The 21025-nt window shown below is 47.7% G+C and carries 15 protein-coding genes; 5 read left to right on the top strand and 10 right to left on the bottom strand.

Annotation, left to right across the window (positions count from 1 at the left end; genetic code table 11):
• Nucleotides 1-19: 19 nt before the first annotated feature.
• On the top strand, nucleotides 20-859 hold the full coding sequence (locus AC2VDX_RS14445) for a DUF1838 family protein (protein WP_378181940.1): 840 nt from the start codon (nucleotides 20-22) through the stop codon (nucleotides 857-859).
• Between the two features lie 111 nt (nucleotides 860-970).
• Here AC2VDX_RS14445 and AC2VDX_RS14440 read toward each other — a convergent pair whose 3' ends face one another.
• From AC2VDX_RS14440 to AC2VDX_RS14400, 9 genes are all read right to left on the bottom strand, one after another.
• Nucleotides 971-2560, bottom strand: a complete 1590-nt coding sequence (locus tag AC2VDX_RS14440; RefSeq protein ID WP_378181937.1) for a B12-binding domain-containing radical SAM protein — start codon at nucleotides 2558-2560, stop codon at nucleotides 971-973.
• Between the two features lie 90 nt (nucleotides 2561-2650).
• Complete coding sequence (locus AC2VDX_RS14435) at nucleotides 2651-4237, bottom strand: B12-binding domain-containing radical SAM protein (protein ID WP_378181934.1); 1587 nt, start codon at nucleotides 4235-4237, stop codon at nucleotides 2651-2653.
• 270 nt (nucleotides 4238-4507) lie between these two features.
• The gene (locus AC2VDX_RS14430) at nucleotides 4508-5485 is read right to left on the bottom strand and encodes an NAD-dependent epimerase/dehydratase family protein (protein WP_378181931.1); all 978 of its coding nucleotides are present in this window, start codon (nucleotides 5483-5485) and stop codon (nucleotides 4508-4510) included.
• Between the two features lie 59 nt (nucleotides 5486-5544).
• The gene (gene hemE / locus AC2VDX_RS14425) at nucleotides 5545-6594 is read right to left on the bottom strand and encodes a uroporphyrinogen decarboxylase (protein ID WP_378181928.1); all 1050 of its coding nucleotides are present in this window, start codon (nucleotides 6592-6594) and stop codon (nucleotides 5545-5547) included.
• A 275-nt stretch (nucleotides 6595-6869) separates the two neighbouring features.
• Nucleotides 6870-8192 (bottom strand): hypothetical protein, encoded by a 1323-nt coding sequence (locus tag AC2VDX_RS14420; RefSeq protein WP_378181925.1) that lies wholly within the window; start codon nucleotides 8190-8192, stop codon nucleotides 6870-6872.
• A 43-nt stretch (nucleotides 8193-8235) separates the two neighbouring features.
• Nucleotides 8236-9174: a S66 peptidase family protein gene (locus tag AC2VDX_RS14415; protein ID WP_378181962.1), complete on the bottom strand. Its 939-nt coding sequence runs from the start codon at nucleotides 9172-9174 to the stop codon at nucleotides 8236-8238.
• 16 nt (nucleotides 9175-9190) lie between these two features.
• Nucleotides 9191-10249 (bottom strand): glycosyltransferase family 4 protein, encoded by a 1059-nt coding sequence (locus tag AC2VDX_RS14410; protein WP_378181923.1) that lies wholly within the window; start codon nucleotides 10247-10249, stop codon nucleotides 9191-9193.
• A gap of 75 nt (nucleotides 10250-10324) precedes the next feature.
• Nucleotides 10325-11638, bottom strand: a complete 1314-nt coding sequence (locus tag AC2VDX_RS14405) for a HEAT repeat domain-containing protein (protein ID WP_378181920.1) — start codon at nucleotides 11636-11638, stop codon at nucleotides 10325-10327.
• Between the two features lie 240 nt (nucleotides 11639-11878).
• On the bottom strand, nucleotides 11879-13000 hold the full coding sequence (locus AC2VDX_RS14400) for a DMT family transporter (protein WP_378181917.1): 1122 nt from the start codon (nucleotides 12998-13000) through the stop codon (nucleotides 11879-11881).
• Nucleotides 13001-13467: 467 nt separating this feature from the next.
• Here AC2VDX_RS14400 and sppA point away from each other — a divergent pair, with 467 nt between their 5' ends.
• Nucleotides 13468-14289, top strand: coding sequence for a signal peptide peptidase SppA (gene sppA, locus AC2VDX_RS14395; protein WP_378181914.1), 822 nt, complete (start codon nucleotides 13468-13470; stop codon nucleotides 14287-14289).
• A 79-nt stretch (nucleotides 14290-14368) separates the two neighbouring features.
• Entirely contained in the window at nucleotides 14369-14803 is a 435-nt protein-coding gene (gene aroH, locus AC2VDX_RS14390) for a chorismate mutase (protein WP_378181911.1), read from the top strand.
• A gap of 56 nt (nucleotides 14804-14859) precedes the next feature.
• Here aroH and crtR read toward each other — a convergent pair whose 3' ends face one another.
• The gene (crtR, locus tag AC2VDX_RS14385) at nucleotides 14860-15762 is read right to left on the bottom strand and encodes a beta-carotene hydroxylase (protein ID WP_378181908.1); all 903 of its coding nucleotides are present in this window, start codon (nucleotides 15760-15762) and stop codon (nucleotides 14860-14862) included.
• Between the two features lie 325 nt (nucleotides 15763-16087).
• Between crtR and AC2VDX_RS14380 the strand changes: the two genes are divergently transcribed.
• Nucleotides 16088-16921, top strand: coding sequence for a COP23 domain-containing protein (locus AC2VDX_RS14380; protein ID WP_378181905.1), 834 nt, complete (start codon nucleotides 16088-16090; stop codon nucleotides 16919-16921).
• Nucleotides 16922-17252: 331 nt separating this feature from the next.
• A partial coding sequence (locus tag AC2VDX_RS14375; protein WP_378181902.1) for a beta strand repeat-containing protein occupies nucleotides 17253-21025 on the top strand: 3773 nt, incomplete at its 3' end.

Below are 21025 nucleotides of genomic sequence, written 5' to 3'. Positions count from 1 at the left end.
TGGAGAAAAGGTACAAAATATGACTTTAAAGAAATCAACAATTACCGATGAGCAGTTTGTCAAGGTACGCTGTAGCAGTGACAGTAAAACTCACTATTTTCCGGCTACGGGTGCTATGTATGCTCATCCTATAGATAATGATGAACCTGTTCATCTGTTTGATTTCCTGGGCGTTGATATCTCGCGCTGCATTCAAGATAATTCAACATCCCGCTGGACGCTTGTAAGTCGTAAAATTACACTCTATCTCGATCCCAAAACAGGAGAAATTCTAAAAAGTTGGAAAAATCCCTGGTCAGGTGAAACGCTGAATATTATGCACCGTTCTTATGACTACCAGGAGTTCCAGATTCCGCAACAGATAGACGCTCAAATAACTCCAGCAATCTCCTCAGTTTCATTAGATTTCAATATGAAACTGCCTAACCCGTTAGCAACTAACCCCAAGTTTGCAGATTATTCGCCAGAAAAATATGTCCAATCGTCGGATTCCTACAAATTCATTTTTCCGACAAAAATGCTATCTGATGAACCCCTCAGCGCCAGCGACAATCGCGCTGTCACACTTTCTTATTATCGCATGGGGCCGTGGGAACCGTGGATGAAAATGAAGGGAAAACCCGGCTTTTTAGTCTTAAATTACACTGGTACCAAAACTGATGTATTTGAAGAGATACCTTTAGCGCTCAAAGAACAAATCGAACATCGGATGCCTTTATTCCGCGAAGCTCCAACCTGTAGAATCCAGCGTTCGATTGCCACCAGTTGGAGCCGTTTTGACGAACAATTTGACGCCTACCTGCGAGGAGAGGAATTTCCACTACCAGCCCCGATTATAGATGAGCCTTGTATTGAATAAAGTCAATTTTTCCTCTTAATTCTCGAAACCCCCTTTTTTTAAGATACTGACTTAAAAAGGGGGTTTCGAGGATCTGATGTGTAGCCTTACAAAAGGGCGTCGGTATCCGTCCTACGCATTCACTGGGGTTTTCACCTCTTGTGGCTGTTGGATCGCGTCTTCTGCCATAAACTCTGCCAACTGCGCCTCGATTTGCTCCTTGACAATCTGGCGATACTCTACAAAATGCTCGATTTGAGCGCAAACTGCTAAATAACTGCTGATTCCACCTCGATTGTGCCGATACATACTAAACAAGTTGCGCCAAAACTGCCAGCGAGTTTTACGAAGCACACCTTGTCGCCAACAAATGATTAATAATGCTCGAATCACAACCAAATCTATTTTCTTCTTCGCACGTTTGCCCTTATTCGGATACGTTGCTTCTCCTAATATGCGAAAGTGACGGTAAGTGCGGTCTAGAAAACGCTCCGGATCGTACAATGTCCAAAATGCATCGATGTATTCGCGGGCAATCTCTTCTAGGGGACGTGTGGGCACAAAGTTCATCAATGTAGTTTGATTGAGGTTACCGGATTCGCCTCGCATCCGTCCTTCTTTCTTTAACCGATGCCAAAGGGCTGTATCGGGTAAAGCTTGCAACATACTAAATACAGCGGTGGGAATTGCCGTTTTCTCGACAAACTGGACAATGCGATCGCCTGCACCGGGTTTTTCTCCATCAAAGCCTACGATAAACCCAGCCATCACCCGCAATCCCGATCGCGCGATCGCCTGAACGGAATCACTCAAAGAATCTCGCGTATTTTGAAACTTCTGAGTCAGTGCTAAACTCTCCTCATCGGGTGTTTCAATTCCTAAGAACACCGCCCCAAAATTACACTGAACCATCATATCCATCAATTCTTGATCTTTTGCCAAATCCACTGATGCTTCCGTAGCAAAAGAGAAAGGATACTGGTGTTCCACCATCCACGGTTGCAACTCTTTCAGGAATAACTTTACATTCCGCTTATTCCCAATAAAATTGTCATCTACCATAAAAATGCTGCGTCGCCAACCCAACTCATAAAGGCGTTCTAATTCTGTTAGTAATTGGGATGGCGTTTTCGTGCGCGGTTTGCGCCCGTAAAGGACAATAATGTCGCAGAATTCGCATTGAAATGGACATCCCCGCGAAAACTGCACAGACATTTCCGAATAGGCATCAAAATCTAGTAAATCAAAACGGGGAACTGGTGTGAAACTAACATCCGGCTTCTCTCCTCCCGACCGAAAAGTTCCCGAAGTTTCGCCACGTTGCACCGCCTCCACAAACATCGGCAGGGTGATTTCCCCTTCATCCAAAATCAAATAATCTGCGCCTACTGATTGTACTTCTTGAGGTAAAGCAGTGGGATAAGGGCCACCGACTGCAACTAACTTACCCCTTTGCTTTGCTTCTTTGATTTGATCTAGCAAATCTTCTTTCTGGACAATCATCGCCGAAAGAATTACTATATCTGCCCACGCCCATTCAGCTTCAGTTATTTGGGTAACATTTCGATCTACTAGCTTAAACTCCCACTCTTGGGGCAAAATTGCGGCAACCGTCACTAAACCCAAAGGCGGTAACATTGCCTTACGATTTAACAAAGCCAAAGTTTTCTCAAAAGACCAAAAACTTTTAGGAAATAGCGGATATAGAAGTAAAACTCGCATGAAATGTCAATCCTCACGCTTAATTGGTAATTGATGATAGGTAATGGGGAATGGGTAAAAAATTACCCATCACCCATTACCCACTTGATATCACGCACTCGCTCCGACACTGCTTTTCACAGAGGAAACTTTAGCTTTCTGTTTCGATTGTTGTGCTAGATATTCAGCTAACTGCACCTCAATTTGGTCGCGGACAATCTGGCGATATTCGAGAAAATGCTCGTTGTGGGCACAGACGGTGAGGTAATGATCCCAAACACCAGGGTTGCGTTTGAAGATACTAAACAGGTGGTGCCAGAACTTCCAGCGAGTGTGGCGTTTGAAGCCTTGTCGCCACACCACAATTGCCAAAGCCTTCAACTCCATCAGACCAGGCATTTGAAACGGAACCTTTACTTTCGGTGCGCCCAGCATTAGAAAATGGCGGTAAGTCCGATCCAAAAACTTTTCAGCATCGTACAACTCCCAGAAGGCGTTGATGTATTCCCTGGTAATCTCTTCTACGGGTCGGGTAGGGATAAAATTCATCACATTGAACTGGTTGCCCGATGAGCTATCCAGCAATCGCCCCTCTTTTTCTAGGCGGAACCAGAGGGCAGTGTGGGGTAAAGCTTGCAACATTCCGAAAATGGTAGTCGGAATCGCAGTTTGTTCGGCAAACCGGACAATGCGATCGCCTGCGCCTGATTTTTCTCCATCAAAGCCAATGATAAACCCAGCCATCACCCGCAAGCCCGCCCGCGTGATGGTTTGTACCGAGTCAACGAGCGAAGTTCGGTTATTTTGAAACTTCTTAGTCATCTGCAAACTGGCTTCATCCGGCGTTTCAATCCCCAGAAACACCGCATTAAAATTGCACTCCACCATTAAATCCATCAGTTCTTGGTCTTGCGCCAAGTCAACCGAGGCTTCAGTGTTAAAGCTGAAGCGATACTGGTGTTCCGCTTGCCAGGTTTTTAATTCTTTGAGAAATAACTTAACATTGCGCTTATTGCCGATGAAGTTATCATCCACCATGAACACGCTGCGACGCCACCCCAATTTATAGAGACACTCCAACTCGGCTAATAGCTGTTCCGGTGCCTTCGTCCGGGGTTTGCGACCATACAAAACAATAATGTCGCAAAATTCGCACTGGAAAGGACAACCCCGCGAAAACTGCACCGACATCGTATCGTAAGCATCAAACTCCAGCAAATCGAAACGGGGAACGGGAGTTGTCGTCACATCAGGTTTTTCCCCGTCCGATCGGAAAATCCCACCCTTGTCACCTCGCGCGATCGCTTCCATGAACATCGGCAGGGTGATTTCCCCTTCATCCAAAATCAGATAATCTGCACCGGCATTGGTGGCTTCATCAGGCACAGAAGTCGGATAAGGACCACCTACAGCAACCGCTTTACCGCGCCGCTTGGCTTCTCGAATTTGGTCAACTAAATCCTCTTTCTGGACAATCATCGCGGAGAGAATGACCAAATCTGCCCACTCCCACTCGTCTTCTGTGACGGGGCGAACGTTTCGATCCACCAGCTTGAATTCCCATTCTTGAGGCAAAATTGCGGCAACTGTTACTAAACCCAGCGGCGGCAATAAAACCTTGCGATTAACTAATTCCAGGACTTTCTCAAAAGACCAAAAAGTTTTGGGAAACAGGGGATAAAGTAATAAAACTTTCATTGAATCTAAAACCTCACACCTTTTGAAATTTAAACTATTAGCTAATACATAACACACGAGCCTAGCTGAATCCGGCAAGCTTTGGTTAATATAGCTTTTTTAACGCTCTCGTTACGCCAAGGGTGACGCAAAGAGAGGCAGAGAATAAGCAAGCTGTCTTGATATCTATAAAAAACTCTTCTGAAGAAAGCCTCTAACCTCCTTGGCGTAACGAGAGCGCTAACCTCTGCGTACCTTTGCGTTAAAACAACCTTCTTTTAAATCTAATGTCTACTCGTTCTTAGCTGTAAGCTGTTTTCTGTGAACCCCGCTTATTTTCAGCACATCGCTGAATGTGGCGCAGTAATTCGGCAGACCAAGGGTAGCGGGGTTGACGGGATCTTGGTAGGTAAAATGACGGTAGCGCAAGCAGAACCGATCCCAAGGTGCCATCTGAATTCGGAACAAGAGGATGAAGAAATCAGCTAGCCAGGGAGATAGGGGCACGCGAAAATAAATTTTTTTGTCCAAATAAGTACAAACTTCTTCTACGGCTTCGTTGACCGTCATGGGTGCTTGACCCAAAACCAGCTGTCGAGGTTCCGAGGGGTCGGGGGGATGCTCGATCAAGGATCGTACCACTTGGGCAATATCTCGCCCGTGCATGAAGTGGAAACTGCCGTCGGCTTTGAAAAAGCGAATCAGGTCAATCCACTTTGCTACTCCTGGCAATCCTGAAGAGAGATGGGAGTATGGTTTATTGGCATCTCCTCCGAGGACCAAGGTGGGAAAAAGGGTGATGATGCGGGGTGCGATCGCTAATTTCGATAAGCGCTGCAAGCAGTCATACTTAGAACGAATGTAGTCTGTTCCTAGTTCTCCCGCTTCTTTTAATAATTCGTTGTTGCGACCGAGGATACTGGCGGTAGAAAAGTAAATTACTTGCTTGCACACTGAGGGATCGAGCAAGTTTAGCAACCGAATGGTTTTGATGACATTCACGTCAAACACCGCTTGGGAGCCGCCCCAAGCGGTTGCGGCTAGAATAGCGATATCCATTGTCTTGAGTAGATTTCCCACTCGTTCAATGTCTCGCAGATCAGCTTTCACAATGGTGATGCCCGGTCGAGATTGATAGTCAAATCCTATTTTGTCTGGGTTTCTGACTAGCAGATACAACTCGTGTTCGGTTTCTTGAATCAGGCTTTCGCTAATGTAGTGACCAATGCAGCCACTCGCACCAGTTACCAAAATCCGCTTGGGGTTCATAAGGGTTGGTCATTCGTCCTTAGTCAAGAATGATCGGTCTTTAGTCTAATGACCAATGACTAATGATTTTTGACTGATTTGGCAGTTTCAAAGAAGAAAGCCACGTTTTCTTCCGGGGTACTGGGTAAAACACCATGACCGAGATTCATGATATGACCTTTGTTTCCGGCTTTGCGAATCGTGTCATAAATGCGATCGCGGATGAACTCTTTTGAGCCAAATAAGGCACACGGGTCCATATTTCCCTGTACACCGATGTTTGAGCCAAGTCTTGTCCTTGCCTCTGCCATGTCCACCGTCCAATCTACGCTGACGATATCCGCGCCGGATTGTGCCATCCTCTCCAGAATGCCTGCACTGCCATTGATGTACAGAATCAGGGGAGTATCCGGATGAGTCGCTTTTACCTGTTTGAAAACTTGCTGCTGATACGGTAGGGCAAATGTCTCGTAATCTTGAGGACTTAGTTGCCCTGCCCAAGAATCGAACATTTGAACGACTTGGGCACCGCTATCAATTTGGTAGCGGACGTAGGTCGCGATCGCATCCGCCAATTTACCCAAAAATTGATGCAGCATCGTTGGCTCTGAAAAAGCCATACTCTTAATAATTGCGTAGTCTTTCGAGCTTTTGCCCTCAATCGCATACGCTGCCAGCGTCCAAGGGGCACCCACAAAACCCAAGACAGTTGCTTTATTGCCGACTTCTTGCCGCAATGTTTGCAAAATTTCCCGGATAAAAGGCAGAGATTCCCCAGGTTCTAGAGGATGCAGTTTATCAATTTGCTCCTGGCTGCGGATGGGCGGATCGATTACTGGCCCTCGGCTTTCGATGATATCAAAGGGAATGCCGAGTCCCGGCAACGGAGTTAAAATATCAGAAAATAAAATTACCCCATCTGGCTCAAAGGCGCGAAACGGTTGCAGGGAGATTTCGATTGCCAGTTCTACTTTTTCCGAGCGATCGCGGAACGCAGGATACTTATCTCTTAAATCTCGATAAGCTTTCATATATCTACCCGCTTGCCGCATCATCCACACTGGCGGACGGTCTAAAACTTCACCACGAGCTGCCCTCAGCAGATACGGAACTTGGGTTGCAACGGTCATCTACACTTCACCTAAAGACTTTTTTAAAGGCATTTGTTTAGCTTATCATTGTCGGATTCCCCTTGTTTGGTTTTGCGATCGCTTCTGTGAGTTTGCCCGCAAGAGAGGCATTCCACTCTAAACTCCTCCAGATAGGGTATCAACTGCTAGAGACGCGGAATCTCCGTCTCCCTAGCAGTAGTCAGCTTGCCAAGTGCCATCCTACACGCGAAAAACCCGGCTTGTTGAATCAACCGGGTTTCTCTGCTGCGGGCTTTTTTAACTACCTGTTGATGTTATTTGACAATGCAGATGCCACTAATTTCAACGGTGCATCGCGTCGGTTTCTTAGCCGTTTCTAAGTCGCGAGTGGTGGGGTTATAGGTGTATTCTCCCGCCTTGAAAACGCGGTTGGGCTTGGCGCAGTAAGTGTACGTTTGACCCGCTTCGGTAAAGTTCACTACCACCAAAGAATTCCTTGTCGGAGGACAGCTATCCAAAACCGTCAAGCCATACTCATTTCGCAGCAGTTGGCTTCTTTGATCGTTAGCTGTAGGTTGAGCAGGATTTTGGGCAGTCGTTGTTTTCGGCTTTAAGTCACCACTGCTAATGTCAAAGGTGTACTCTCCGGCTTTGACAAGGCGGTTGGGATTGGCACAGTAATTGTACGTTTGACCGTATTCGGTAAACGTGACCACGACTAAAGAAGTTTTTACTTCAGGACAGGTATCCAGAACCCTCAACCCATACTCATTGAGCAGAACTTGTTTCCGGGGATCTGTTTGAGCCGGGGTTTGAGCCGGTGGATTTTGGGCAACAGCACCCCCAAGCTTGATCTCATTGCTGCTAACGTCATACCGATATTCGCCTGCCTTAATATTGCGGTTAGGATTGGCGCAGTAGGTATAGGTTTGACCGTATTCGGGGAAGGTGACAACAACAACATTACTCCTTACCGCCGGACAGTTTTCTAACACTCTCAATCCATATTCATCTTCTAGAAATTTTTGTCGCGCATCTTTTTGACCGGAGGGAGTTTGAGCCGGTGGATTTTGAGAAGTTGTCGTCTGGCTAATCCCGGAAATTGAAAGCGTGTACCTCCCCCTAGTGTTGTTCTTACCCAACACGCGAAGTTTATATTCTCCAGTCTTCGGTACTCGATACCGCAGCAAACCCGAACGGTCATCGTAGGCAACCTGCGCCCCACTCTGTGAGGAAACTAGAACTAGGATAGGCAAAAGAGTACTACCGTCTTCTACATCAACAGCGGCAACGATTGCATCGCCTTGCTTGGCGTTAATCAGGAATTCTTCACCATACGCTCTCTGGACAGGAGTACCCCTTAGAGATAGGTTTTTAAAGGTGAAGCTGGGAGAGTTGGTACGGATGAACCCATTAACATTTTCACCATTTTTTAGTGCGGTTGCTGCTCCAGCGATATCAGAAATCCCTGTAAACATCATCCCAGCGATCGCGACACTCGCCGCAACCGTATTGACAAACTTACGACCCATCATGGTAGACCCTACAAACAAGAACTGCTTCCTTCTGTGTGGACAGATGATATCCATCCATAGTTCCCAGCGCACAGGCACCTCAAACTTTTCAAGCCGGTTCAAAATGCCTGCTCAACTGATGCAATCTAGAAGCGCCTAAGGATTCTTACTGGGTAGAGGATAAACTCAAACTGCCGCGATCTGCATCTAACTGAGCGGGGATTCCTAAAGGTAAAGCTGCATTAGGGCCATCGTGACCAAAGGGAAGATCGGAGACAATGGGAATGCCAAGATGTCCTAAGCGATCGCGCAATACTTCTTCCACCGTTAAGCTAGAAATGTTCGGTGGAGCCTCGCAGCGACTAAAGCGCCCCAAGGCAATGCCTTTGATGTTCTCAAAAGCACCTGTCATCCGCCAATGCGTTAACAGTCTGTCAATCCGGTAGGGAGCCTCAGTCACATCTTCCAACGCGAGAATGACGCCCGCTAGCTGGGGTTGTACGGGCGTGTTGAGAAAATGCGTAGCTACGGTCAGATTGCCGGGTATTAAGATGCCGCTGACCTTACCGCCGCCCCAGCCGACTCCTTGCAAGGGTTCCAGGGGACGACCTTCTACGCAGTCAAAAAGCCGCTGAATCGACCACTCTGGCTCCGCTGCCAGGGTAGTTAGCAAGGGGCCATGAACGCCTGCAATGCCAACTTTACCGAGGCTCCACAGCAAGCCAGTGGCATCAGAAAAGCCAATTAGCCACTTGGGAGTGCTGTGTGAAAAATCTACTATTTTCTGTTTCCCACCCTGCCAAGACCAATCTTCTAGTAAGCGGGCGCTACCGTAACCGCCTCTGGCACAGAGAATGCCTTTACATTCAGGGTTTTTCCAAGCGTCTGCCAGGTGTTGACGGCGGCTTTCATCGGTACCCGCAAGGTAGCCCCATCGTTCCTCAACACCGCTGCTAATTTCGACTTGATAGCCGCGCCGCCGCCATATTTCCACACCTTTGTGGAACGCTTCCCGTTCTCGCAAGGCACCACTGGGAGCAATGACTCGCAGCAAATCGCCAGTTTGCAAAGGCGGTGGTAGTTGGCTTGAGGAAAAATCCAAAATTCTTCTGGTTTAATTTTTAATGATGCAAGATATCCCGAAACCATTCTTCCATGCGATCGCCCAATGCTTCCAGGGAATATTCTGCTTCGGCTTGTTGGCGGCAAGTATAGCGGTCAATTTTATCTATGCGTCCAATTGCCTCTACCAACCCCTCCACGCTATCCGGTTCCACCAAAAAGCCCGTCTTCCCATCCTGAATAATTTCAGTGGGACCCCCTCTGGAATAAGAAATGACTGGCACTCCACAAGCAAGCGCCTCAATCACCACATTGCCAAACGCTTCCACCCAACGAGGCGTCATCAACAACGCCCGACACTTGCCCAGATGCTGTTGCAGTTCGGATGTTGAGAAAAATCCCGCATATTCTACAGGAGCATCCGGATAATCTTGACAAATTTGCCCCCAATATGCGTCATCTTGCATTTTGCCGAGAATTTTTAGGGGAATCCCGGTAATTTTGGCAGCGGCGACGGCATCTTCTAGACCTTTTTCTGGGGCAATCCGACCCACCCAAGCCAAGCCGGAGGAAGGTTCCTTGCAAAATTGATAAAGCGATAAATCCAGACCACTTCCGAGAATCCGATATTGCGACGGACTGGGAAAAGTTTCTGCCTGTGTCAATGTGTAGACGCCAACCGTACCGGGAAACTGGACGGCAATCTGTTCCACGATGCGATCCATCGCTGCCGAGAGAGAACCCATACTAACGAAATGAGCGATCGCTCGGTTAAAAAATGGCGTTAGATAGAACGGTAGCCAATCATAGGCAATGTTGAAAATCAGATCGTAGTCAGCTTGGACTTGCCGCGCATAATCCCACATATTGCCCAGCACCGAATTCTCCGGCATGACAATCGGGGCACTCCGTCCTTGAGTCTGAGCCGTTGTCTGGAGTTCTCCAGCCATCTCGACAATTGGGATATCTCCTAGCACAGACCCTTGGGGAGCCACAATTTTTAGGGTATGTCCCCGCCGGAGCATCTCTTGGGCAACGTTAAGCAGCGTTAGTTCTACGCCACCCCCCAACCCCGTGCCGAGAGCGCCCACCGAGGTTGAGAGCAACAACAGTTTCAATGGACGATGCAAGATGGACAACTTTTGACTCTAGATGATTAACGATGAACTTTTACTTGTAAAGACGCTGACTTATCACTTCTCTGATTCCTCTGGCGGATTATTAGAGGAATTCGGAGAATTTGGTAAAGCTGGCAAATTATTATCAATGCCAGGATTCAAGCGAAGCCGATTTAACTGCCCTATCGCCCACCGCGCTGTTTCCTGAACCTCGGAATCCCGATCTTCAGCAGCGTGACGCAATAACTGGCTGACTTGACCGATCGTGTCATAAATTCTCGTCAAATCCCGAATTGCATTTTTGCGAACATCAGCGTTTTCATCTTGCAACGAGATAGCGAGTGCCCGGTTCATGGGTTTGAGGGTGCGGGTGCCAATTTGCGACAAAGCCTCTAAGATTAAGCCGCGCTGCTGAGAATCCGAGTCGAGCATCAGATCCACCAATGGCTGAACTGCTCTTGAGTCGCCGCATTGTGCCAGCTCCCAGATCGCTTTGCGGCGTTTTGTAGGATCGGCTCCCTGTAAATCTTTAATTAATTCATTAACAATGTCAATTTTGGGGAGGCGAGTGGTTTCTTCCACTGCTTTTGCCTCGTTGCTTTGCAGATGCGCTAACGGCTTTGCAACGCTCACCGCTTCTGTCGGCTTTTGTGGGGTTTTTCTCTCGTCTAAATTGCTTTTTTCTAAATTGCTGGTTTCTGAAAGGGTTAAAGCAGAGGCATGATAGCCGTTATTGCCATTTTCGTTTTCTATCGAGTGAGTATGGATGTCTGTGGGATGATTGGCATCTTCAGGGTCTTCGTAGCTTCTTTCATCCGATAGTTCCTCAGCTCCAGACTCCGGCTCCTCCTCCCTGTTGAGATTTCCTAACCATTTCAGTAAGAAGTAAACTCCTAACCCTACCCCAGCAGATGCTGCCGCTAAGCCTAATAACCACCAGAGCCGATTCGCCCCAGAACTCGGTTTAGCCGCCTGGGGTTTTGGGGTGGGAGGGCTGTGTGATTTGGCGGCTTCGGCTGCCTGAAGGCGCTCTTGAGTCGTGGAACCAGCAACTCCGTCAGGCGTTAAACCGGCAGATGTTTGAAATTTAGAGACGGCAATTGCTGTCGTTCGCCCATAAACGCCATCAACTGGCCCGTTGTAGTGTCCCAAACTCTTCAGTGACTTTTGTAGTTCTGCGACTTCAAAGCCTTGAGAGCCTACTTTGAGAAGGGGCAAATCGTTTTTAGCGGCTGGGGAACTCGCCTGAGCCAGTTCTAGAGAGATGGGCAAACTGGGGGCGGAAGTAGCGATCGCTGGCGGCAATCTTGTGGAATTCTTGCCGGAACTGGGGGTAAAGCCCAGACAGATAACCCAGGTAACTAGAAGCAATGTGGAGCGGTAGAGCATAGTTGTAGGGAAACCTGTCTAAGTGAATACAACCAGACAAGATCCTTTGCTAATAATTTTTTGCTTAGCTTCCAGTACCAGCATGAAGTTATTAGTTCTAAATAGTTAGCGAGCTTTTCATCCAGATTTTTTGGGCGAGCGGCTCTGGGAGCAAGTGTGAATATTGCGCCGATCATAGCAGAAAGTTTCAACTTGCTAGTCAATCTTAGCGGCAAAGCTTGTCTGTCATCCTATTCATTTCTACTGATTTTGCCAAATCTCGGCTTCGGCTTCTTTCGCTGGTATCGGCAGCGATTGATAGGGTAATGGCTCGGATGGCTCTAAGAGGGAAATTTGCTCGGTTTTGCTTTCTGTTTCTGTCACCCTTGTTTCCACAGATGTAGAGGGTCGCCCGAAGCGCCCGCTTAGCGATCGCAGCTGTTCGGCTATCTTCTGGCGCTGATTAATTAGATAGATACTGACAAGGGTTAGACTAACTCCCAGCCATTGAAGAGGGCTGAGAACTTCAGCCAAAAGCAGATTGCCAAACAAGAGGGCAAACACGGGTGTCAAAAAGGTGAGGGAACTGAGACTGGTGAGATTGCTTGTTGAGGCAAAGTAGAAGAATAAACCATAAGCGATCGCGCTGCCAAATACGGCTGCGTAGCTCAACGCTATCCATCCAGCCGAATTCAGATGCACCCACTGGTCGGATTCCCACAATCGGGAGAGCGCAAACAAAGGCAATCCGCCCAAAATCATGTGCCAGCCAGTCGCCACCACCGGATCGGCATACTGGCAAACGAAGCGAATCAGCACCGTTCCTACAGCCATCGACAGCGCCGCCAGCAGCATCAGCCATTCCCCACTTTCAAACAAGTGCGTGAAGCTAAACGAGCCAGCGATCGCGCTGCCGTGTAAGAGATTGATAATCCAATCATCCGGCAAGCCAATCAAACTAATCCCCAGCACTCCTAATGCCAATCCCAGCCAGCCCCACACACCAATCGTTTCTCCAAACAACCAACACGACAGCAAAGCCACTGCCAGGGGTTGAGAATCAATCATCACCGAACCCAACCCCGCACCCGTTCGCACTAACCCAAAGGCTAAAAAGCCTTGAAACAAAGCGCCATCAACCAAGGCAAACAAGCTAATCCACAGCCACGCCCGAACGCCTTTGGGTTGAGGTTTCCCCATCAAAAAGGCAGCCAGCAATACCAATACCCCGGCAGGCACCAACCGGATACCAGCCATAAACAGGGGCGTCGTGTTTGGGATAACACCCTTCATTGCTACCATCGCCGTTCCCCACAAGAAAAAGGGGGCAATCAGCAGCAAGGGTGCCAACGGAATTTTGGATTCTGTGAGTTTTAGCTGCATAAAAGTCCTTTGTGGGCGTACATAACAGAGCCAAGTCACCACTTCTGTAAGGGGCAAGTCATCGCGAGTTGCCCTTCTAGGAGGTGCAAGCAAGAATCTACAATTTAGAACTTAGCCGCAACCGGATTTCTTAAAAATTTTCCGGTTTCTTGCTCTTTTTCTGGCTGGTTGCGCGTTTATTTCCTCAATTGTACTTAATATGTAGTTCTGTTAAGGCGCTTTGGCAAATTGTTGGGATGCCGACAAAAGGGTAAGTTTTTACCTGTAAGTACCCGTTAAATTCGGGGAGCTATGGAAAACCTTCTTTCTGGTAAGCCTTCAGGCTTCACCGGCAACCCAGCGAAACCGATGCGGATCGTGCAAACTAGAGAAAGGCTCAGCATTTCTATGGAAACACTTACTGGTTTGCAGGATTTGCTTCCTTCTCTAATTCGCTCATTCATTCACGATTCATTGCTTGCCTGCTCATGATCTGGCCTTTTCAGCCTAAGTTTCGTAAACAAATTGCTCGGATTGAAGTGACTGGTGCGATTGGCAGTACTACCCGAAAACAAGTTCTAGAAAGCCTGAAAACGGTTGAAGAACGAAAGTTTCCAGCTTTACTGCTACGCATTGATAGTCCTGGTGGTACGGTCGGGGATTCCCAAGAAATCTATGCAGCTCTTAATCGCCTGCAAAAAAAGGTGAAAATTGTTGCCAGCTTTGGCAATATCTCCGCATCTGGGGGAGTCTACATCGGTATGGGAGCCGAACACATTGTTGCCAATCCAGGCACAATTACCGGCAGTATCGGCGTGATTATACGAGGAAACAACCTGGAGCGCTTGCTAGAAAAGATAGGCGTTTCTTTCAAAGTGATCAAATCCGGTCCCTATAAAGATATTCTGGCTTTTGACCGCGAACTCACCGAGCCGGAAAAGAATATTCTCCAAGACTTGATTGACATCAGTTATCAGCAATTTGTGCAAACGGTTGCTGAGGCAAGGAAGCTGACGACGGAAACTGTTAAAAGTTTTGCCGATGGTCGCATTTTCACAGGTCAACAAGCTTTAGAACTGGGTATTGTTGACCGACTCGGTACTGAGGAAGATGCCCGCCGTTGGGCAGCGGAACTGGTCGGTCTCGATCCCGAAAAAACTAAGTGTTACACCCTGGAAGAACGCAAACCTTTCTGGAATCGCGTGGTATCGAGCCGGGTTCAAGGGGCATCTGGTCTATCAGCTGGGATAGACTGGTTAGAATTTGAACTGTCTACCAGTGGTCAGCCGTTGTGGCTTTATCGACCCTAGTAGAAGTTTAGATTTTAGATAATAGATGATTAAATGATTCTGAAATCCAAAATCTAAAATTCAAAATCCCAATAATAAAATGGAGGATGCTTGCGTGGAGTGGCGAGTTCGAGCGATTCGCGGGGCAACAACTGCCTCACAAAACACGGCTGAGGCGATTCGAGAAGTGGTAGCGGAACTACTCGATGAATTGGAAGTACACAATCAACTACATCCCGATCTAATTATTAGTGCCACGTTCTCGGTGACGCGGGATCTGGATGCGATCTTTCCCGCTGCGATCGCTCGCTCTCGTCCCCACTGGGACAATGTTCCTCTGCTCGATGTCCAGCAAATGCACGTAGAGGGCGGACTGGAGCGTTGCATCCGCTTCTTAATTCACGTCAATTTGCCAGCTTCCCACCCACCAATTTACCATCCTTATCTGCGGGGAGCTAAAAGCCTAAGACCAGATTGGAGTTTGTCTCCGGTTAGCTTATCCTCGCAGCCAGCAGTTCAGTCGTTTCATCGCTAATATTTTTGTCATTAGTGATGAGTCAAGAGTGCTTGACTCATCACTAATGACATTGATTAGCTATTTTCTATTTTTTTAGACGATTTGCCGTGAAAACGGATGCCTAAAAAAACGTCATATAAAAAGCTCCAGAAATTTTTTCCTTGCCAGATTCCCAAAGTTTGATAACAGCCTTTTTCATCTAACAGGGGCTTGGTGGCGTAATAGGCGTTCTGGTAGTGATACCAGGGAATGGAAGGCCACAAATGATGAATGAGGTGGTAATTTTGCCCCATAATCAGCAAATTGAGCATGGGGTTGGGGTAAACTCTGGCATTTTTCCAGCGATCGCGCTCTTGATGAGGGCGATGCGGCAGATAATCAAAAAACAATCCCAGTGCCAATCCCACCACGGCAGAAGGGATAAACCAAAAATTGAGAATGTAGCCTAAGAAGTGATACTGAATTGAGATATAGAAAATAGTCGCAACAAACAAGCGGCTTAAAAACCATTCCAAAAGTTCATATTTTCGCCACAGCTGCCGTTTAAAGAAAAATATTTCGTGGTACAAAAAACGCACCGGAATTAACCACAGTGGTCCGCCGGTAGAAACGTAATGATCTGGATCGTTTTCCGGGTCATTTACATGGGCATGATGCTGCAAATGAACTCTGGTAAATACTGGGAAGGCAAAGACTAACATCAGCGCACTGCCATGTCCCAGGATGGCATTGATTACTCGGTTACGATGGGCAGAATTATGACAAGCATCGTGAATCACCGTTCCACAAATGTGCAAGGCGATCGTGTTTGTGATAAAACAACACCAATGAGGCCAGTCCCAGAGCCAATAACCAAAGTTTGATAGCACAACCATCGCTACGGCTGTTAGAAACATCAGGAGCGTTGGACTTAGGGACGCAGGCGATTCCAGGAATTCTCTTGGAACTGTCAGCGGCTTTTGTGCCTCCAACAACATTGTTTTCTCCTTTTTATGATTCAAAAGTTTCACGGGAACTTCGATCCGGTTTTCCCGTCACTATGGCCTCTAGGGGCGTATCTTGTGCAACATTGGATACACGAGCAACAGCACCCACTGATTGACGTTTTTCAAAAAACATTGTTCAAAAAACATCGTTTATTTGGCTGACTTATCATCCTAATTCCTATAGGGAATCAGAAGTTAGAGTCGGTCTTTCGTAGTATACGATACCAAGACTACTTTATAAAGATTTGTGAAATTAGGTCATTTAATTTAAATGATGCTAACAATAGCCAAAAAATATACTAGGAGGATTGTTGATATGTCACCTCATCTGTACAAGTTTGCTTCTGAAGCAAAGTCCTTAGTTGCCAAAAGTATGGCTTTATCTGTCAGTGTAGCGATTCTGGTGAATAGCGGTGGAGCCTTTGCGGGTTCTGTTCAGCAAGCGCAACTGCCAGGGGTAGAAGATGAAACGACTCAGACCCCTGACGAGGATGTTGTTGTAGACACCGAGTCTGGGAATCCATCTACCACGACTAGCCCAGGTACGGAATCAGAGGATAGTACAACTGCCAACAAGCCACGGTTTACCTGCCAGCTTACGAACAGTAAGTATACGGTGATGTATCACCCGAAGAGCCAACCCGATCAAGCTTATGCCTGGGCAAATCCCAGTCCTTTAGGGGGTGGCTGGACTGCTGAGAGACGTTGTAACGAAATTGGTCGCCGATTAGAATCTTATCGACCCGATGGTCTTCAGGAAATGCGGGCATCGGTAGAAAATAACTACAATGTTGTTTGCATCACTACTCAGAAAAATCCAGATTGTCGGATTGTGCTGACTGTCCCTCCCGGTGAAAATCCGCAGTTAATCCGCGATCGCGTCTTCCAAAACATTAGCATTGCTGACAGCGGACAGGTGACAGAGGGCGTTAATACCTTTGTCGGTGGTCGAGATGCTCAGATGCTCAACGATCTATTAAACTTGGGCTTATCTTCCCTCGGCGGTAGCACGAATCGCTCCAGTCGTCGGTCACAAAGCGTTAACTTGCGACCTTTCTTAGATCGAGCTGACGGCGGTACTGGCACCCAGCTGAGAGGCGGAGTGCCTATGCGATCAAATCCTCGGTTGAATCCTGGCAACTTCCGTTAAAAGCTGTTGATGGGTGACGAGGGACTCGAACCCGCAATCAATAGATACAAAATTGTCTGGCTTCCCAACATTGAGCGGTCTGGGTGTCAGACAATCAGGACTTACGCAACATCATCACATCTGGGGGCAACCACAGGGGGATTGCCCCTACAAAACTCTATATGTATAAGCTTTGCGTAAGTCCTGACAATTTTATTTATTTACAGATGGCGATAGCGAAGCGCCGACCTGTCGGTTCGCTATCCCAATCTAAAACAAATAACAGCATCCCCAACACTTGAATCCGTCAATGTTACTTTAGTGATATTGGCAAGAGGGCAAATGCGTAAATATGTCAGCCGTTAGAAATATAAGGCTGTTACTGGTAATTTTTTCACTCACAGCGATCGCTAACCCGCTTCAACCAGTACAAGCACAGCCGATTATCCCAGCGGCTGACGGCACCGGCACAATTGTTACCCCAGATGGGAACCGCCTTAACATTAGCGGCGGCTCGCTTTCAAAGGATAAAGCAAATCTTTTCCATAGCTTTGAGCAGCTAGGGCTAAATTCTGGGGAAATTGCTAACTTCCTTTCTAGCCCTAGTATTCAAAATATCTTAGGGCGCGTCACAGGTGGGAATGCTTCTTATATCGATGGCTTAATCCAAGTCACGGGAGGAAATTCTAACCTGTTCTTGATGAATCCAGCGGGAATTATTTTTGGTTCCCATGCCAGTCTGAATGTACCGGCTTCATTTACCGCCACCACTGCCACGGGTATCGGTTTTGGCAATAATTGGTTTAATGCAATTGGTGCCAATGACTACGCTACATTAGTCGGAACGCCCAGCCAGTTTATTTTTAACACTCCTCAACCAGGAAGCATTATCAATGCGGGGAATTTGGCAGTAGAGTCGGGAAATTTAACCCTGTTAGGAGGCACGGCGGTTACTACGGGGCAGATGAGGGCGACTGGGGGGCAAATTGCTGTAGTAGGTGTACCGGGTGAGAAGTTAGTGCGTCTGAGTCTACCCGGCAGTCCGCTAAGTTTAGAAATTCAACCGCTACCTACCTCGGCAACAGCTGCGTTACCCTTTTCTCCCCTATCCCTGCCTTCGCTGCTAACGGGCGGAAATATTGCGAATGCCACGGGATTAACCGTCAATAGCGATGGCACGGTACGATTGACCGCTTCTGGTGCTGAGATTGGCACACAACCGGGTACTGCCATTGCTTCTGGCACCCTGAATGTATCGGGTCAAACCGGCGGCACCGTCTATGTCTTGGGGAACCAAGCGAGTGTCATTAGTGCCAATATCAACGCTTCGGGCACCAATGGCGGCGGTGCGGTACTCATTGGCGGTGATTATCAGGGTCAAGGTAAAGTGCCAAATGCCTTACAGACACTGGTCAGTAGCGACTCGGTGATTTCTGCCGACGCACTGCAATATGGCAATGGTGGAAAAGTCATTGTCTTTGCAGATGATACAGCCAGCATTTACGGGACACTGACGGCGCGAGGAGGCGTTTTTTCTGGAAATGGTGGGTTGATTGAAACTTCTAGCAAACAGTTTCTCAATCTCACCAGTACGCCGGATGCAAGTGCCCCTCAGGGGATCGGTGGTACTTGGCTGATTGACCCGACCGATATCACGATTGTGAATAGTGGCGGCGGTGCGATTGGTACTAATACGGTGGATGTTGCCAATATTAATGCTGCCCTAAATACTGGCACTAGCGTCATCCTCGACACGGCAACTGCTTCTGGTTCTTCAGGTGCTGGGAATATTACTCAAAATAGCAATGCTTTTATTAGCAAGACATCTGGGGGAGATGCCGCTCTTACTTTACAAGCTAACAACGACATTATTCTAAATGGAGCGATCGCTTCCAGTAGTGGCAAGTTGAATGTGAACCTTCTTGCTGATAATGACGCCAACGGTAGCGGCGCGATCGCTCTTACCAATGCCACGATTAGTACAAACGGCGGCAATCTTACAGGAGTTGGTCGAGGAAATGCCACCTACACTAATGGCATTCAGCTCAACAACAGCATTATTAATGTCCAAGGCGGCAATATTAACCTGACGGGTACAGGATTTTTTAGTGGTGTTGGTACTAATACCAGCAACGGGATTTCAATTCAAAACAACAGTGTAGTGCAATCAACTGGAACGGGCAGCATTACCCTGACGGGTTCAGTTGGAAGTGGGACAAATGGAAATGACGGCATAGAAATCACCCAAAACTCCAAGGTGAGTTCGGTGAATGGAAATATTAATATTCAGGGTATTGGTAACGGAACTGGCGCTACCAATCATGGAATTCAGCTATCTACAGCTAGCAAAATTGAATCCACTGGGACGGGGAACGTTACCCTAACCGGCACCAGTAACGGCACGGGTTTCAACAATGACGGCATTTCAATCGGCAGTAGTGGCACCATTGTCCAATCTAACAGCGGGAATCTTACCTTAAATGGCACCAGCGGTATTGGGGTGGGGAGTCAGGATGGAACCGCTGTTTATGCAAGCGGCAGAGTGCGATCGCAAGCTGGAAATATTAACCTAACCGGCACTGTCAAGGGAACGGGCAGCGACAGCTACGGGATTATCATTATCTCTGAAGGCGTCGTGGAATCCGTTGGGACAGGGGCGATTACCCTAAATGGCACTGGTGCGAGTGATGCAGCGGGGATTCTCTTACAAGACAGCGGCATTAATCCTACTGGAATTGGGGGTAGCGGTCATATCACTCTTGCCGCTAATGAAATTAATTTGATTGACTCCACAAATCCTGGCACCCCGCAAATCAAGGGCAGCGGTACGCTTCAATTGCAGCCTCTGACTTCCAGTTTGGGTATTACCATTGGCGGGACTGTCAACGACAACCGCTTAAATCTAAACACCAGCGAACTCAATTTCTTAGAAAATGGGTTTTCTCAAATCATCATCGGAAGGGCAGATAGCAGTGGTGCGATTACTTTAGCTGGCAACACCACCTTCTTCGATACCGTTACCATACGATCGCCTGTAGGTTCCGGTTCTATAACCACGACAGGTTATACACTCGCCGGAGATGATAACGCGACGCTTACCCTGCAAGCCAACCAAAATATCACGACTGGCAATATTATCAATTCTGGTCGTCAGATTACGCTAACCAGCTTCCTCGGCAGTATAAATACCAGTGCAGGCAAGCTTGATACTAGCGCTTATAGCGATAACGGCGGCGCGATCGCGCTGACGGCTTTTGGCAATCTTACCACTGGTGACTTGAAATCTTGGTCGGTTGAAGGCGATGGCGGGGATATCTCCCTCTCCAGTAACGCAGGAAGCATTAACACTGGCATCTTGGACGCGACCACTTTTGACGGCGATGGTGGTGCGATCGCGCTGACAGCTTTTGGAGAAATTACAACAAAAAGCTTGCAAACTTGGTCGGATTATGGTTTTTCTGGAGAGATTACCCTGTTTGCCAATGGAAACATTACCACGGGCAGTTTAGATTCTCGCTCCTATGATTCTGGGATTGGGGGTGATATCACCGTTACTAGCAGTGGGGGAAGTCTCAAGATTGGAGATTTGTTCTCCTACTCTCAGACTAACGATGCGGGTTCAATTAACTTGTTTGCCCCCAAGGGTAACATTACCACTGGTCTTCTCAACACAGGCTCTTATGGTCTGGATGCAGGCATTCCGGGGAACATCACCCTTACCGCCGGTAGCAACATTACTACCAACTATATTCATGCTTTTTCAAACGGGTATGGCGATGGGGGAGAGATTTCTCTGACAAGCTATACAGGAACGATCGGCACCCAACAAGTGCGATCAGATTCAGTGGGTGGTGACGGAGGCGCGATCGCATTTGATGCAAATGGCAATATTACTACCGCTGACTTAAACTCTTTCTCCAATAGTGGAGATGCTGGTAATATCTCTATTTACAGTGACCAGGGAACGATCCAAACTGGCGCGTTAGATGCAACTTCCTCTCAAGGCTACGGAGGATGGATCGCCCTAGAAGCTTTCGGCAACATTACCACAGGTAACGTGGAATCTTGGTCAGTCGAGGGCGATGGCGGTGATATCTCCCTCTACAGTGACCAGGGAACGATTAA

Source organism: Coleofasciculus sp. H7-1 (genome assembly GCF_057473865.1).
Note: the sequence above shows the minus strand (reverse complement) of the source record. Positions and strands in the feature narration are given on the sequence as shown.